The 15,705-nt window shown below is 61.3% G+C and carries 13 protein-coding genes; 7 read left to right on the forward strand and 6 right to left on the reverse strand.

Features of this window, described 5'->3' with window-relative positions:
- Positions 1–60: 60 nt before the first annotated feature.
- From RO009_01465 to RO009_01485, 5 genes are read right to left on the reverse strand one after another with little or no spacing between them, the layout of a single operon-like run.
- Positions 61–1,590 (reverse strand): SAVED domain-containing protein, encoded by a 1,530-nt coding sequence (locus RO009_01465; protein MDT3683695.1) that lies wholly within the window; start codon positions 1,588–1,590, stop codon positions 61–63.
- Between the two features lie 10 nt (positions 1,591–1,600).
- Positions 1,601–2,479, reverse strand: a complete 879-nt coding sequence (locus RO009_01470; protein ID MDT3683696.1) for a CBASS oligonucleotide cyclase — start codon at positions 2,477–2,479, stop codon at positions 1,601–1,603.
- Positions 2,476–2,973 (reverse strand): hypothetical protein, encoded by a 498-nt coding sequence (locus RO009_01475; protein MDT3683697.1) that lies wholly within the window; start codon positions 2,971–2,973, stop codon positions 2,476–2,478. Before RO009_01475 ends, RO009_01470 begins: the two co-directional genes overlap by 4 nt.
- Positions 2,970–3,443: a hypothetical protein gene (locus RO009_01480; protein MDT3683698.1), complete on the reverse strand. Its 474-nt coding sequence runs from the start codon at positions 3,441–3,443 to the stop codon at positions 2,970–2,972. The genes RO009_01475 and RO009_01480 overlap by 4 nt, the downstream gene beginning before the upstream one ends.
- Positions 3,440–4,315, reverse strand: a complete 876-nt coding sequence (locus RO009_01485; GenBank protein ID MDT3683699.1) for an AAA family ATPase — start codon at positions 4,313–4,315, stop codon at positions 3,440–3,442. The genes RO009_01480 and RO009_01485 overlap by 4 nt, the downstream gene beginning before the upstream one ends.
- Positions 4,316–4,567: 252 nt before the next feature.
- Between RO009_01485 and RO009_01490 the strand changes: the two genes are divergently transcribed.
- The 7 genes from RO009_01490 (at position 4,568) to RO009_01520 (ending at position 13,716) form a co-directional block, all read left to right on the forward strand.
- A complete protein-coding gene (locus tag RO009_01490) occupies positions 4,568–4,888 on the forward strand; it encodes a helix-turn-helix transcriptional regulator (protein MDT3683700.1) in 321 nt (106 codons plus the stop codon).
- Complete coding sequence (locus tag RO009_01495) at positions 4,885–5,787, forward strand: ImmA/IrrE family metallo-endopeptidase (GenBank protein MDT3683701.1); 903 nt, start codon at positions 4,885–4,887, stop codon at positions 5,785–5,787. The genes RO009_01490 and RO009_01495 overlap by 4 nt, the downstream gene beginning before the upstream one ends.
- 177 nt (positions 5,788–5,964) lie before the next feature.
- On the forward strand, positions 5,965–7,197 hold the full coding sequence (locus RO009_01500) for a DUF2235 domain-containing protein (protein ID MDT3683702.1): 1,233 nt from the start codon (positions 5,965–5,967) through the stop codon (positions 7,195–7,197).
- An 80-nt stretch (positions 7,198–7,277) separates the two neighbouring features.
- Positions 7,278–10,607 carry a DEAD/DEAH box helicase family protein gene (locus RO009_01505; protein ID MDT3683703.1) on the forward strand — a complete coding sequence of 1,110 codons (3,330 nt, stop codon included), beginning with the start codon at positions 7,278–7,280 and terminating at the stop codon, positions 10,605–10,607.
- Positions 10,608–11,357: 750 nt separating this feature from the next.
- Complete coding sequence (locus RO009_01510) at positions 11,358–11,750, forward strand: transposase (protein ID MDT3683704.1); 393 nt, start codon at positions 11,358–11,360, stop codon at positions 11,748–11,750.
- The gene (gene tnpB / locus RO009_01515; protein ID MDT3683705.1) at positions 11,747–12,103 is read left to right on the forward strand and encodes an IS66 family insertion sequence element accessory protein TnpB; all 357 of its coding nucleotides are present in this window, start codon (positions 11,747–11,749) and stop codon (positions 12,101–12,103) included. The genes RO009_01510 and tnpB overlap by 4 nt, the downstream gene beginning before the upstream one ends.
- A 71-nt stretch (positions 12,104–12,174) precedes the next feature.
- Complete coding sequence (locus tag RO009_01520; protein ID MDT3683706.1) at positions 12,175–13,716, forward strand: IS66 family transposase; 1,542 nt, start codon at positions 12,175–12,177, stop codon at positions 13,714–13,716.
- A 298-nt stretch (positions 13,717–14,014) separates the two neighbouring features.
- Here the strand turns inward: RO009_01520 and RO009_01525 are convergent, their stop codons facing one another.
- Complete coding sequence (locus RO009_01525; GenBank protein ID MDT3683707.1) at positions 14,015–15,691, reverse strand: CocE/NonD family hydrolase; 1,677 nt, start codon at positions 15,689–15,691, stop codon at positions 14,015–14,017.
- Positions 15,692–15,705: the final 14 nt, after the last annotated feature.

A 15,705-nucleotide genomic window follows, 5' to 3' on the forward strand; every position in this document is an offset into this window, starting at 1 on the left:
TTTTCTCACTCAGTATGATTGAGACGAAAGAGATCGAGAATGCTCGGTCTGAGGTGACGCTCAAACTGACACGGCGCGCTCGGGAGGGAGGCGAAGGCCCGGACGGTAGGTACCGTCTTTGCTCCCCTCAAAGTCCCATTCGTAGACGGTCACCGGTCCGATGGCCGGCTGGTTCTGACCGAGAAAGAAGGCGAACGCATTGGGGCCGGCGATGAACAGGTGGGTCGAAGGGCGCGGCGTGCCCGACCGGGTAATCGTTCGAAGGCGGGTAAGCAACGCTTCGGCCAGCAACACGGCATGATGCCCGCTGTAAACGCTGCGGCGCGACGCCGGCATGCGGGCATGCAGGATGCGACCGATTCCAGGAAAGGCTTTCACAAACGTGCGCACGGCCGGGCTCACATCGTGTGCGAGACTCACGGCAACCGCAGTGTCGGCTCCCTCCCCGGTCTCCTCGACTTCAAACTCAAAAGCAGGCCAAGCCGGATCAAACGGCAGGTCGTCCGCCGCCCACCAGCGCCGCCCGTCGGTGCGCTGTTCAATCTCAACCGTCTTGCCGGACTTCACGTTGAGGATCGCGCCAACGCCAAAAGCGAGAGAAACATGCGCATCTAGAATTACGCGAAGATGATCGTTCTCGCGAGCGGCCTTAAGCACAAAGGCCTGCAACTCGGGGAAGACGGTAGCATCCCACGCCGCCGCGTCGCGAATGAAGCGCCCCGCGAAATGCGGCACGAGACTGAGCAGCGTGCCGCAGCGCGCTTCCAGATTGTCGATCGCATGCATGAAGGAACGCACGCCGATGGAGACGGGCTCACGCTCGTGGTCTTTGTCAAAGAGCCGCTCGGACGCGCACAGGTCGCGGAAAGCTTGGCGGTCGAAGTCATTACGGCCTTGCGCGTGCAGCTTGGTGATGAGGTCATCGTAAAAGAAGCCAGCTTCCGACGGAGAAACACGCACCATCCCGACCGCACGCAGCCGATCATTGAGGCGGTCCCGCAGCTCGTGTGCGGACTCAACGCGTTGCGTGATGCCAAGCGTTCGCGCAACGCGGCGGAGTTCATCCTCGTCAAGGCCGAGATGCTCGCGCCACGTCTTGCGCAACTGCCCCATCGCGCTTGCATCCGTCGTGCCGTCAAACAGTCGCTCTAGGTCGAGCGCGTAGGTCTGGGTTAGCAGCGCCCGCATCAAGGGATCGGCGCGGCGCAAACTCCAGTTGGTGACAAGCTTGAATCTCGCCCCGGTTCCATCGGGCGCGTGCATCACCTGCGCTTCGTGGGCGCGCTGCAGGAACGAATTCGTCTGCGCGTTCGAAAACGCGGGGTCAATCAAATCGGTGTAGCCGAACTCGCCGGGGCGGACATGCCACTTGCACTGCAGGTGGTCGCGGAGCAGCCGTGCGCCAGTATGATCCTGCGGCGCACGCGCAGGATCGTACTCGATGAGCACGTCGTCGAACGCCTTTGGGCCGATTTCGTAGGCCACGCGCACCACGCCGCTCGCGGAGTCCAGCAGCGAGGCAGCGTGCAGCCAGAAAAGGCGGGCTTGGAAATTGTCCCCTTGCTGGCGGGCAATGACGGCCTGGCTCATGCTGTCCCTCTCACCGCGTCGGGAAGTACCGGCCCATAATCTCGCCCCAAAGGGCAAGCGCTTCGCCGGTCTTGCCCTGGGTCTCAAGGCGCATGGCAAGCGATGCGTTTTTCTCCGCCGTGCGCATCACGGCGATGGCCTTCTGCACGAGATCCGGCGTCATCTGGTCGGAAACGTGCGGCCCGAGCCCGGCGGGGTCCGGCCATGGGCCTGACAGCACCGCCGGAGCGGCGGCGAAGAAACGCTGCACCTCGCGCGCGTAGGTGGTGAAAGGCGCATCGACAAGGTCGAGGGCCATGACTTCGATCAAGAACGACGGTTTGATCGGTTTGTCGGCGGAACGGTTCCAACGCTTCAACATCTTCACGAGCGGGACCCACTTTCCGCCAAGCGCCCTGTTCTTGGCGGTGGACTTCTCCGCGTGGACCTCGGGATCTGTCTTGATCCACTTTCCGAGGTCGCGGTCCGGGATTTCGTAGCAGTCGCTGAGCTCGAACGCGGGCACCGCGTCGATCGACAGCACCTTACCCTCCTCGTCCTTGGTGTTCTTCTCGAATTCGACGGTGACCGAGCGCCGGCCGCGGTCGACCGCATCGGCGCCGTACTTGTCCTTCAAGCAATCATAGAAGGCGTCGATTATCTCGGCGGGTGGCTTGTCGCGCCACTTCTTCTCGGCGCTGCCGAGCGCAAAGAAGACGTCGACGTCCTTCAGCGGCTTCGTCTTGGTGTGCCGGTCATAGGATCCGGTGAGGAAATCGCGGTCGACCGCGAACGTGGCGCGGATGCAGTCGCGGACCTCGTTGTGTCGCTTGCTCGCGTTCTTCGCCTCAGTGTCGCTGAGTTCGAGGCGCTGGCGGAACGTTTCAAAGGCTTCGTTGACGCTGGTCATTTGTAATAGGTCATCGAAGCCATGATGTCGGGGGTGGCGATCACGGTGCCGGCTTCGCGGGCAGTGAGGCCATTGAGCGAATGGAACGACGTGGTGGTGACGCCCGGAACGTCCTCGCCGCCCGGCGCGAGCAGCAGAATCCGGTAGACGCATCCGGCCGGCGGCCGCGGCGGCTTGTCGAAGGTCTGCTGGAGAAACTGCTTGTCGACCCACATCTCGTCGACACCGTTGCCGTCGTAACGGATCGGGAAGTCCCACCGCCCAAGCGCGATCGTGGTGCCAGGCTTGTAGAATTCGATGATGATCTTCTCGAGGTGGCCGGATTGCAGCCACGTGCGCGCTGCGCGGTCGACCCAATCCGACCACGCGTCAACAAGCTTGGTCGGATCAAGCCCGTAGTGCAGGACAAGAAGCTTGATGAGATTCCGCATCTTGTCGGAAACGTACGCGGCGGTGTGGGCCCGCGTGTAGGAGGTGACGTAAGTTGAGCTCATGGCTGGTCCAGGACTCCCCAGTTGATCGCAAGCGGCTGGGCCTGCGCCGCGCTTTCGGCCCGCTCGTCCTCGTCGTGGGGCGGCGACGCGACATCGTGCACCGAGATCCGCGGGGCGCGGGTCGTCAGCGTGTTGTTCATCCACGTCACGTCGTCAGTGTCCGACGGCGCGGTCACGCTCCAGCCGTTGCCGCCGGTCGGATTCCAGGTGAGCGCGGCAACGTCCTTGCCCGCTTCCATCGCGGCTTCGTTGTAGAGGCAGTAGACAACGAGGCGCGGCCCGCTCCCCTTCACCACGATCGGGCATGTGGCCGGATGTTCGTCGGCGATCAACGACTGCATGACGCTGGCCGCCGCCGCCAGCGTGGCGGCGTCGACCGAGCCCGTGCCGGTGATGAGGTCGATGATGGCCTGCCACGTCTCGGCCGCCGTGCGCACCGGGATCGAAGCGATATCGCGCCGAACCTTCATGCCGCTTTCTCCTCGATACGGCTGTTCTCGGCCGCAAGCTTGAGCGTCGCGAGAACGTGCTCGGCCTTCAGCTTGTTGAGGTCCTTCGCCGTCTCGATGGTAGATGCGGCGGCGGAGATGATCGCCTTGCGCAACCGGCGGCCGTCCATGCCGTCTGAGGCGCGCACGAACGCCGCCATCTGCGCCTTGAGGTCAGAGACGCGTGGCCACTCCTTGGCGAGCTGCTGCAGCGCGTCAGCGATGATCGCCTGGCGTGCGGCGCCGTCCGGCAAGCCCACATCCTCGATCCAATCCGCACGCGACAGCAACGCCCGGTCGACCGCTTTCGGGAAATTGGTGGTCGCGATCAACAGCGTGTTGCGATGCGTGCGGGAGAGAAGATCGATGCCGGACAAAGCCGCATCGGTTGCGCGGTGGGCGTCAATCGGGTTCGCCTCAAGGCTCATGCGCTGCCGGTCGGCCGCCAGCGCCTCGACCTCGTCGAAGAGGATGATCGCCGGGTGCGCCATCGCGTGCTCCGGGATCGTCTGCTGGAACAGCTTCGTCACCTCCTTCTGGCTCTTGCCGTGCGAGGAGCTGCCGAGGGCGTGCGGGTCGATCTGGAGGAACTTCACCTTCTTCGGCGCAAGCGCCTTGGCGACTTCGTTCGCAAGACCACGGGCGAGCGTTGTCTTGCCGGTGCCGGGAGGGCCCGACAACACGATGAGGCCGTGCACGGGCATAACCTCGAACGGAAAGCGCTGCCTGAGCTGGAGCGAGAGCAGCGCCTGCGCCACGAGGCGGGTCCGCACTTGCGGGTCGATTTTGATGGCGTCCCAGGCCGCGGCGAAGTCGTCCCGCGGCAGGAACTGTTGATCGCTGATAGCCTCCACTGCCGGTCTCCTCTCATACGGGAGCCGGCGCGATGCCTTTTCCCCCAGTTGTGCCCTTTAGAGCTGGGGCGCTCCTTGCGAAGTACAAGAAGCAGTGGCTAGTGGCCCCCACTTGCTACATCTCGTCGCCCGGCCCAAATATAGGGCGAAAAAGTATCTCTACTCCGAACTTGAACCTAAGAATGCTGTTTCGCGTTGTCAAGTACAGGCTGTATAGCTACTCTGAACTTTGTGATTTGCGAGGAGAATGGCGTGACCGTCCTAGGGGACCGAATACGAGAACTCAGAAAGAAGAAGGGCTATACCCTTGAAAAACTTGCTGAATTGACGGATTCCAGCAAGAGCTACATCTGGGAACTGGAAAACAAGCAGCCCGCCCGCCCCTCCGCCGACAAGATCGCGAAAATTGCGCGGGTGTTGGGTGTCACGCCGGAATACCTCGTTGATCCCGAGGAAACGAACGTCGCCGAAGCGACCGACGAGGCCTTCTATCGCAAGTATCGCCGGCTCGATCCCACGACAAAAGAGAAGTTCCGCCGGATGATCGATGTGTGGGACGACGACGATAAATGACCGAGCCGGTCTACCCCATGCGGTGGGCAAACGATCTCACCCTCCTCTTGAACGCCGTGCTGGGGGCGGACCGGTTTCCCGTGAAGGTGCCGGACATCGCTGCCGAGTTTTCGCGGCAGCGCTTTCCAGATGACCCGATCACGCTGATTAAGGGCGACGTCCTTCCTAACTTCGATGGCGCTCTCGTGCGGGCGCCTGCGGGGAAGAAAGGCTGGGGCATTCTCTACAATTCGGCGATCGGCTCGCCGGGACGTGTCAACTTCACGCTTGGCCATGAATTCGGCCACTACTTGATGCACCGCCAAGCGTATCCGAACGGCATTCGATGTGGCGATCAGGATGTCGTCCGGTGGGATTCAGAATACGGCCAGCTCGAACACCAAGCAAATGTGTTCTCAGCGACGTTGCTGATGCCGTTGGACGATTTCCGCCGTCAAGTGCCCGAGCGGCATAAAGCCAATCTCGGCGAGTTGTCCGCGTGCGCCGAGCGCTACCGCGTGTCGTTGATAGCGGCTATCCTTCGGTGGCTGGAATACACTGAGTGCCGCGCGGTGCTTGTCGTCTCCCGCGAGGGTTACATTCTCTGGTCAAAACCCAGCAAGTCCGCACTACGCACCGGCGCGTTTTTCCGCACCTCCGCAAGCCCGGTTCAAATCCCCTCACGATCACTGGCGGCACGGCAAGACCGACTGGTCGACGGTCGCCGCGGCGTTGACATGCCTGCCGGCATTTGGTTCAGCGAAGAAGTACGGGAAATGACCGTGTTCGCAGATCAATACGACTTCGCGGTCACTCTGCTTATGCTGCCCAGCGATTACCTCCCGCGATTGCAGGATGAGCAGAACATCGAAGACACTTACGATCGCTTCGTGAAGAGCGGGAAATTGCCGGTCAGGTAGCCTCTGCATTGCTAATCGGCGACAAGGTTATGATTCCTCAGCCGACCACACCTCGGCACTCTGGTGCAAGCTAATCGCTTACGGCAAAAGAAAATCGCCTTTCGGGCAGCCCACTCGATGCCGCTGCGCATAATTACAAGTTCATAACTGAGTATCAACAACTACACCGGACGGACAATGAAAAACCTCGTCGTCTGCTGCGATGGAACGGGCAATGAAGTCAGCGAAAACATCTCGAATGTCCTGAAGCTCTACCGGGTGCTGCGGAAAACCGGCAAAACGAATCCCAAGCAAATTGTCTTCTACGACCCAGGCGTCGGCACCCTTGCGCGTCCTGATCCTTGGATAAAATTCCGCCAGGATGCGGTCATGGTGCTCGGATTGATGACCGGTTACGGTCTCGATGAGCGTGTCCTCGCGGCATACACGTTCTTGATAGACAACTACGACGAAGGTGACGACATCTACTTGTTTGGCTTCAGCCGCGGCGCCTACACCGTCCGCATGCTGGCCGGTCTGATTCACAAAGTCGGACTGCTCTCTCCGCCGCAGAAGAATTTGGCGGAGGCGGCCCTTGGCTCTTACAAACAGTCGATCGAATTTGATCAATCCGGCGTCGCGGACACCGAAGCATCCGAAGTCGGCCCCATGTCCCGGGACGATCGCGCGGCCCAATTTGCACGCATAGTTTCGGTACGGTGGCCAACAATAAAATTCCTAGGCGTTTGGGATACCGTAGCGAGCGTCATCGTTCCCCGACCTGACCGGTTCTACACTTTCAGCCTACAAGAGCTGCCGCATACTCGGCGCAATCCAAGTGTGCGCATATTTCGCCAGGCGATCGCGCTGGATGAACGCCGGCGTATGTTTCGACTGCACGGTTGGGATGAGAAGCAGACCTTTATGCCCAACCGGTTCAGCAAGACCAACAATAGCGAGCCGCAGGACATAAAACAGGTGTGGTTCGCGGGCGTTCACGCGGACATAGGCGGCGGATATCTAGAGGCAGAAAGCGGTCTATCAAAATTCCCATTACTATGGATGATCGGCGAAGCCGTAGCCCAGGGCCTCGCAGTCAACCCGCAGACGGTCAATCAGCTCGCTTGGGGCGTTCAGAGGCGCGGCAGCCCCTTCTCGTACGTGGCACCGGATAGCGGGCGCGATCCGCATCAATCTCTGACCTCCGCCTGGCGGCCGCTGGAATGGCTTCCGAAATCGGACAAGTACAAAGAATGGAAGCGTCTGACATCGTGGTTTGGCCATTACATCCCGAGCGGCGAACCCCGGCCGGTTGAAGACGACGCCTGGATCCATGAATCCGTGTTCAGGCGCATCGAAGCCGTACCCCATTATCGCCCCGTCAACATGCCGTCGACGCACCGCATCGTACCCATGCTAACCAAGACCTGAGCGCCGACTACGAGACTACGGTCAGGTTCTTGAACGGGCTATTCCGTTTCGGCATGCTCGACCAGCATAGGGTGGGGCAAATGGGGCTCAAGGATCTTGAACGCGACGAACGGACGTCGATCGACGCCAACGTCGTAAAGCTGGTCAATATACGCAGGTTCACGGCGATCCTGCACCATCTCGAAGCTTTCAAATTCTGGAATCCGCCCGACAGGCGGAAACCGCTCTGGGAGCACCAGCGCGCGGCGGTCGAGACCGTCACCGCCTATCTGGCCGCCGATCCGCATCTACCGCACCGCCTGACATTGAGGGAGGCAGCACTGCTGAAGCTGCCGACCGGTACGGGCAAGTCCGGCGTTGTCGCTGTCCTGGCCAGATGCTTGCCCGACGTCAAGCGGACGCTCGTGCTCACGCCGCGGAAGTCGCTCGTCGCGCAGATGAAAGACGACGTACGCTTCCGCTTCTGGAAGCACCTTCAATATCCGGTCAAGGACGGCGAGACGTTCGTGGCAGACGCAGCGATGTTCGGCAACGCGATGGACACAGCGTACGTCGAGACGCTGTTGCCGAGCAAGGTCGGTCAGATACTCCAGCACGTGCCCGCGGCCGACAAGGCGGTATTAGTCGGCACCTACCAGGCTCTCGATGCCATCCGTCGAAGGACGAAGGATCCGCGGCCCAACAGGGCCGCCGCGCGCAAGGCCGCCGAAGAACTTCTCGATCTGCTACGGCAGTTCGATCTCATCCTCGTCGACGAGGGTCACTACGAACCCGCAATCTCCTGGTCGAAGGGCGTTCGCGAGTTGAACCGGCCCACCGTTCTGCTGAGCGCGACGCCCTACCGGAACGACTTCAAGTCGTTCCGGGTCAGCGGCCGCTTCGTGTTCAACTATCCGCATCACGATGCAGTACGCGCGCACGTTATACGGGACGTCGAAGTGGTAGCTGCGAAAGCGCCGCAGGGGGGATCGGCGACAGAACGATTCGTTTCGGCGCTCGCCGGCACCCTGCCCACCCTAAAAAAGAAGGCATCAGCGTGGACGGCCACGCCGAAGATCATGGTGCGCGCCGACGACCTCGAAACGTTGTATGATCTACAGAAGCTCATCGACGAGGAATTTGGCACGCAGTCAGTGGTTGTTCACGATCGCGCCACTGGTTCGAAGCGCTTTCCTCGCCGGTTCAACGACGTACGCCGCGCGTTTCGCGACGCGCCGGATGCCGAGTTCTGGCTCCATCAATTCAAGCTGATGGAGGGCGTGGACGATCCGGACTTCATCGTGGCGGCCATCTTCGATCCGCCCAGCAACGGACGTCAGTTGGTGCAGCAGATTGGGCGAATCGTACGCAATAGTCCGGGACGCCATCGGGTGCAGACCGCCTGGGTCGTCGCCACCGATAAGAACGCCGCCAAGATCGAGGGGACGTGGGAGCGCTACAAGGAATACGAGAAGTATTGCGCGAAGGAGACCGACCACATCGTGGCGAACGAAATTGCGCTACCTGATCGCGTTCTCGAACTCATGCCTCAAAATCAATACATCGGCGGCGAATTCAGAAAGCGGTTCGACAGCAGCGGTGCGCTGTCCGCCGACGATCTGCAACTCCTCACGAGTGCCGCGGTCTTCGAATGGGAGAGGTCTCAACGCGCCATCGAGGAATTGAAGGAGGCCTTCGAGGACGCGATCATGGAAGAGGACCGCTTTCGCGTCGTTCCGATCGAGGGACTGCCGCCGGGCTGCGTCGGATACAGCTACTACGCGTGGCGGAATTCGCCGCTGCTGATCGACAAGTTCTTCTCCGAATGGAAACTGGGCGTGTTCATCGCCGTCCAAGAGGGCGATCTCATGCTGGTCCAGGACACGGAAGGTGTGGTGCTCGACCCGAGCGCCTTGGGATTGAAACCCGCATCGCGGAATCTGATGCAGCGCGCCTTCCCCGAAGACTCCCGACGGCAGCCGTCGAAGTTGACCAGGATGGCGTTTGCCTCTCTGGACATGTCCGACAAGGCTATCCGCACGATGTCGATGCGAACACGCTCGTTCGAGACAACATTCACGGATCTTCTCGACCCGCACCTCGTCCCCACCGCCGCGGCGGGCTTCGTGGCTGGCAGGGGCCGATACGTGGGATTCGCCACCGCGCGCTTCCGCGACTCAAACGACCGGTTGCCGCTGTACGAATACATCGACTGGACACGGGCGGTCGCGCGCAAGCTGAGGACGACTGCCGACGGCAGTCCCGTCTTCGGCCGTTACGCGCTGATACGCGATAACATCACAGAGCATGAGGCCCAGCCGGTGACAATCCTCCTGAACCTTTCGCGCGACGACCTGCTCGAAGATACGCCGACCGGATCCGAGGCCCGCCGGCTGGCGGACGACCCGGACATCGATCACGACGACCTTTGCGCCGACGTCGATGCGGACGGAAACTTCTCGATCAAGGTGCTCGGTAAGCGGATGGACTGCACAGTGTCCTACAATCCCAACTCCGAGCTCTACCGTTTCCTCAGCGACGACTTAAACGAGCTGTTCCGCGCAAGGCAGCGGAAAGACCGCGCCCAGGCGCCGACCGCGAGCCAGCGCATCGCCACGCAGCAAAGCTTTCGGATCATGGTGACCGCGCCGGGCGTCGTCTACGCCGAGAAGAAATTCTTCGAACCGCGGATAACGCTACGTCAGCCAGATGGCAGCATTCCGATCCTGGACGACGTGCACACCGTGCCGATCCTCGGCAACGTAAAGAGCGAAAAGGGCGAAGCTTTCTTCGCTAACCGGGCGCGATGGCGAAGGGAATCGGTATTTGGCGTCGTCGAAGCGATCTGCCGCGAAAGGAACGCCAAGCACAGGCGCAGCAATTGGAAGGCGCTCGGCGAAGCGCTGGGCCGCTATCCGCTCGTAATCTGTGACGACGATAGCAAGGAGATCGCGGATTTTATCGCGGTCGACCCCGCGAACAGGCGAGTCGCATTTCTACACGGCAAGGCGCTCAAGGACGGCGTCGGCCAATATCACGTCGACACACTCCAGGAAGTCGGGCGTCAGGCAGCGGCTTCTCTGGCGTTCCTCACGCGGACGCCGCCGCCCCAAGGCTGGGAGCCGCGGCGCTGGGGACAGAACGTCCAAGCCAACCGGAGGACGCTAAACGGACGCAGCCGTACATTCAAGAACGCAAACGGACTGACGCCGCAGCAGATCACCGATACGCTCCGGACCGCGTGCGGTAATGCCAGTTACACACGCGAAGTCTGGATCGTCGCCGGGAACATGCTCGACCGCGAAATCGTCCGCAACGCCATCGCGCGGAACAATCTGAACAACCGCTTGTGGCAGTTCCTAATCCATTGGGAAGGGCTTCGTACGGCTTGCGGCAGAGCCGGCGCGCATCTCTCGCTTTTTTGCCATTGATCGCAAGGCGTGAAACCATCATTAAGTTGCGCACCATGAGTATTCGGTCATTCACTCGATGCAAAATTTTGTACTGAGTGTAGTTCTGCTTGAACGAGGTCCCAGGCACACAGATACGCGCCAGTCTCCGGCCCAATTCTCTCGAAAACGGGAGTGTGCGCCGTGTTGTGCGGAGACGGCGGCGCAATATCGGGCAAGATTCGCCGTCTCTCGTAACGCAGAGACGAATATGGCGGTGATGATCCGCCGAATTCGCCGCAGAAACCGTCATTATTCAGGAGAGACACTGAACGCGACAAAATCGATGGACTGGCTGGCTGGCACCACAGTCCGATACGCACCCTGCTCCGCAGAATTCCCTGCAAACAGGGAATTCTGCAGGGAATTTCCGCAAATTCGGGCCATCTCAGAGATTTCTGCGCACAAATCGCTCCGAAATTCAATGCGTTAGCAGCCATTTCCCTAAACTCAATAGCAGGGAATTTCAAAACAAGAGCAGGGAATCTTAAATCGCTATGTAAGCGTCCATCCCTCGCACACTTGTCCCAAGTCTCATGAACACGATCTGTTCTCGCTCTCGATTTCTAAATGAGGAGAGGACAGATGGCGAGCGAACAACGACCGTGGAAGCGTCAGCGCGAGGCCTTCTGGCGAGCGCATCATGAGGCGTGGAAGTGTAGCGACTTGAATCAGCGGCAATATTGCGAGTTTCACGGCTTGCCGCAGAAGGCATTCGAGAACTGGCGCCAGATGTTCAGGCTCGAACCGGAGCCCCCACAGCGCAAGTTGCTCTATCGGTGCCGGCCAATAAGACCTCCCCTAAGTCCGCCCGTTAGTCCTCCCCTAATTCCGGGGGCTTATCCCTCCTCGCAGCTGGCGGCTCCCATTGTTCAGCGGCCGCGCGAGGGGCACCGGCGCCGGTTCAGCGACGCAGATAAGCGATGGATTCTCCAAGAGGCAGCCCGACCTGCGGCGAGTGCCGCGGAGGTGGCGCGCCGGTATGGCATCGATCAGCGTCTTCTACGTCGATGGAAAAATGAACTGACGGAGGCAACACCGACCTTCGCCACGGTACAGATCACCGATGCGGCTGCGCCGACTGCTCCGACTGCTCCGACCACTGACGAGGAGGCCCTGTCATGACGTTGCTTCCTCCGAACGTGAAGGTGCACCTGGCGTTGAGCTACATAGACATGCGCAAGGGCATCGACGGACTCGCCATGTTGGTGCAAGGCGTCCTGCGCCAGGATCCGTTCACCGGCCACCTGTTCGCCTTCCGGGGCCGCAGCCGCGCCAACCTCATCAAGATTGTGTACTGGGACGGGACCGGCTTTTGTCTGTTCACCAAACGGCTCGAGCACGGCGTCTTCCTGTGGCCTCCGAGCATCGAGCCCGGCAAGACGCTGTCGCTGACCTCGGCGCAGTTATCGCTACTGATCGATGGTGTCGATTGGCGGGCGCCGGAACAGCGATGGCGGCCGGCGGTGGCGGGATGATCGCTGCGGCGGATTGACTCAACGGCACGTCGCTTGGTGTGGCGGTCTGCGAGTCAGGATATATTCCGCTCATGGACATCGATCTTGCCGCTCTGCCGGACGATGTGGAGACGCTGCAGAATCTGGTGCGCTCGCTCGCGGCCGAGCGCGCCAGCCTCAGCGAAGCAAAGGCCGAGATCGAACGGCTCAACCTCATCATCAAGAAGCTGCAGCGTAGTCAATTCGGCCGGCGCGCCGAGCGGCTCGATGACGATCAACTGCAGCTCGGCCTCGAAGACATCAACACCGACGTTGCGCGCGTCGAAGCCAGCCTTCCGCTTCCAACAGCCGAGACCGAGACGCCGAAGGCACAGTGCGAGCGGCCGAGCCTTCCGGCGCATCTCGCCCGCGAGCACGTTCATCTCGATATCGAACATGAGGCCTGTCCCTGCTGTGGCGGCCCGCTTCATCTGATCGGCGAGACTGTCAGCGAGATGCTCGATCATGTGCCGGCGCGGCTGCGGGTGATCCGCATCCGTCGGCCGCGCTATGGCTGCCGGGCCTGCGGGACTATCCACCAGGCACCGGCTCCGGAGCGGCCCATCGCCAAGGGTCTGGCCACGCCTGGCCTCCTGGCTCACGTGCTGGTCTCCAAGTATTGCGACCACCTCCCTCTGTATCGGCAGAGCCAGATCTTCGCCCGGCAGGGTGTCGAGCTCGACCGCTCGACGCTGGCCAATTGGGTCGGTGGCGCCGTCTGGTGGCTGGAGCCGCTGCAGGCGCGGCTCGCCGAGCATGTGTTCGCCTCGCAGACGCTGTTCGCCGACGACACGCCGATCCCGGTGCTCGATCCTGGCCGAGGTCGCACCAAGACCGGACGGCTCTGGGTCTATGCCCGTGATGATCGGCCCTGGAACGGACCTGAGCCACCGGCGGCGGTTTACTTCTACAGTCCGGATCGGAGGGCCGAACGTCCCGCGTCCCATCTCAAAGGATTCCGCGGCACTCTGCAGGTCGACGGCTATGCCGGCTTTGAGCGGCTGACCGACCGCGGTGACATCGTGCTGGCGGCTTGCTGGGCCCATGCCCGGCGCAAGTTCTACGAGGTGCACGAGGCGACCGGCTCACCGATCGCGGCCGAAGCGCTCAGCCGTATCGCCGAACTCTACGCGATCGAAGCAAGCATCCGGGGCCAAGCGGCCCAGGCAAGACAAACCAAACGCCAGGTCAAGTCGTCGCCGCTGGTCCGAGCCATGAAGATCTGGTTCGAGGCCCAACTCAGTCGGATCCCGCCGAAAGGCGCTCTGGCCGATGCGATCCGTTATGCGCTGGCCCGATGGGAAGCTCTCTGCCGATTCCTCGGTGACGGCCGCATCGAGCTCGACAACAACACGGTCGAACGCGCCATCCGCCCCATCGCGCTCGGCCGCAAGAACCATCTGTTCGCCGGCTCCGATGGCGGGGCAGTCCGCTGGGCGGTCATCGCCTCCCTCCTGGCAACCGCGAAGCTCAACGATGTCGAGCCATTCGCCTACCTCAAGGACGTGCTGGAACGCATGTCCAACGGCCATCCCATGAGCCGGCTCGATGACCTGCTGCCGTGGAACTGGGGCCCTCTAGCCACCGCAGCCTGAGCGACGTGCTAGAAATGGACGGTTACACAAGAACAGGGAATTTGAAATCGCTATGAGGGATTCGAGGTGCACGCTTGTTTGGTCTCTCGCGAACACGATCTGTTCTCGGCTCTCGATTTACAGATTGAGGAGAGCGAGATGGCGAGAACGGAGCGTGGACGCGTCAAGGTGAGGCTTTCTGGCGGCCGGCCCCTCCCCCCGGCCAAAGCCAGCGAATAGCAATACCGCAACCGTCCAGACCGCCGACAGAAACTCGGCCTTGTGTTGCACCTGCAAACCGGCCCCCGCACATTCTTCGTCAGCTTCCGGCTGCGACCACCGGCACGAGCAAGTGCGAGTCGCAGCGGCCGCCAGTATGGATCACATGGCGGCCAGCATTGATAGTCTTTGGATGGCGCGCCAGCACCATCCAGCGCGCATATTTATAGATGTCGCTGCCCTGCACAACCACGCGCAGTCTCTCGCCGGCCTTGAAACGGGTTCCGGACGGCCAGATCTCGATCTCGACCGGCGTCGGAACACCACTCTTCAGTTTCATCTGTCGCCGGTGCAGCAGCCACGGCTGATGCGGGGTCGAGCGCTCCTCATCAAGCTCCCGGTGCGACGCGCGCAGCCAGCCGAGCGCTACGGGCCCGTCCTCCAGCGCGCTGAAGGCGGCAAAGGGCACGTATTTGCCATGACGATCGAACTTCTGGACAGCAATGAAGATATCCATGTCGTCGGCGCCGACCGCCTCGACCCAGAGCTTGAGTTTCATGTGCCCAGTCAGCTCGGTCGTCTTCCGGAAGACATAATCGAACTGGGCCCGTTCGTCGCGGTACGCCGCAGGGCAGCGCGACTCGTCTCCCGGTGCGTCATACGAGACCGAGGACCTGGCCTTTAGCGGGGACGCGCGAAGCGCGCCGCTGCGTGCGTCAAGAAAGAGCTTTCTGTATTCGGTGCGAGCGAGCGGCCATTCATTCTCGTTCCTGACCTTCCCGACGTAGTAGCGATCGCGCACTTCGAGCCGCACCTTAGGCCAGCGCGGCACCTCGTTGCCGATTCCCTTCAGGAAGTGGTCAAAGAATATCCTTTGCTTCTCCACATTGTCCGGCTGGTGATAATTCTCCCATTTCTTGCGGCCGTGGATGACGAGCCACTTGTCCCTGGATGCGACTCTCTTATAGGCCTCCAGTGTGCCGCGCAGATGCAGGCCCTGATCGGCCCAGCTCGCTACCACGAAAGCCGGCACCTCGATTTTGGAAAAGTCGGCCACCTTGCTCGCCCAATAGTCGTCGAACTGCGGATGCGCCTTCATCATCTCCGGCACGTCCTCAACGCAGCCGATCGAATAGGAGATGGACTTCTGCCATACGGGAGAGAAGAAGGTCTCGGGGATGCCGCCATGGAAGGCGAATTCGCGATACATATCGCTCAAGCCTTCCCAGGGGTTGATGGCGGCGAGATGTGGCGGCCGCGTTGCCGCCACCAGCCATTGGATGATGGCGAGATAGGACACGCCGGACAGGCCCACCTTGCCGTTGCACCAGTCCTGCACACCGGCCCATTCCACGAGATCGTGGCCGTCCTGCGCCTCCTCATGGCCCCAATAGGTTGCTTCCCCTTCCGAATGCCATGTACCACGTGGGTCCACGTTGATGATGGCGTAGCCGCGCGGCACCCAGTAGAGCGGATCGGGCGCTTCGAAATTCGTGTAGGGCGAATACCATTCACGCTTGACGCCGCCTTCCTTGTAAAAGTAACCGTACTGGAAGGGCCGGTGTTTGCCGTAGGCGCTCCAGGCGATTAGCGCCGGCACCTTCTCCTTCGACTCAGGGCGCGTGACATCGACATAAATTTTCACCCCGTCACGCATCTGTACGGCGACATCACGCTCGAAGATCATGCCGTGCTCGCGGACCACGCGATAGCCAAGTCCGGGATATTGATGGCTCTCGGGCGGCGCACCCTTCTTGAAGATTCTCTCGTAGGACATTGGCTTGACTTCTC

The sequence above is a fragment of the Pseudorhodoplanes sp. genome (assembly GCA_032027085.1).
Lineage (GTDB): Bacteria > Pseudomonadota > Alphaproteobacteria > Rhizobiales > Xanthobacteraceae > Pseudorhodoplanes.

Excerpts from the sequence above, each read along its gene's own strand:
- RO009_01510 (MDT3683704.1), top strand. The coding sequence starts at position 11,358 with ATGTTCAGGCTCGAACCGGAGCCCCCACAGCGCAAGTTGCTCTATCGG.
- RO009_01470 (MDT3683696.1), bottom strand. The coding sequence starts at position 2,479 with ATGACCAGCGTCAACGAAGCCTTTGAAACGTTCCGCCAGCGCCTCGAA.
- RO009_01500 (MDT3683702.1), top strand. The coding sequence starts at position 5,965 with ATGAAAAACCTCGTCGTCTGCTGCGATGGAACGGGCAATGAAGTCAGC.
- RO009_01525 (MDT3683707.1), bottom strand. The coding sequence starts at position 15,691 with ATGTCCTACGAGAGAATCTTCAAGAAGGGTGCGCCGCCCGAGAGCCAT.
- RO009_01480 (MDT3683698.1), bottom strand. The coding sequence starts at position 3,443 with ATGAAGGTTCGGCGCGATATCGCTTCGATCCCGGTGCGCACGGCGGCC.
- RO009_01475 (MDT3683697.1), bottom strand. The coding sequence starts at position 2,973 with ATGAGCTCAACTTACGTCACCTCCTACACGCGGGCCCACACCGCCGCG.
- tnpB (MDT3683705.1), top strand. The coding sequence starts at position 11,747 with ATGACGTTGCTTCCTCCGAACGTGAAGGTGCACCTGGCGTTGAGCTAC.
- RO009_01495 (MDT3683701.1), top strand. The coding sequence starts at position 4,885 with ATGACCGAGCCGGTCTACCCCATGCGGTGGGCAAACGATCTCACCCTC.
- RO009_01520 (MDT3683706.1), top strand. The coding sequence starts at position 12,175 with ATGGACATCGATCTTGCCGCTCTGCCGGACGATGTGGAGACGCTGCAG.
- RO009_01505 (MDT3683703.1), top strand. The coding sequence starts at position 7,278 with ATGGGGCTCAAGGATCTTGAACGCGACGAACGGACGTCGATCGACGCC.
- RO009_01465 (MDT3683695.1), bottom strand. The coding sequence starts at position 1,590 with ATGAGCCAGGCCGTCATTGCCCGCCAGCAAGGGGACAATTTCCAAGCC.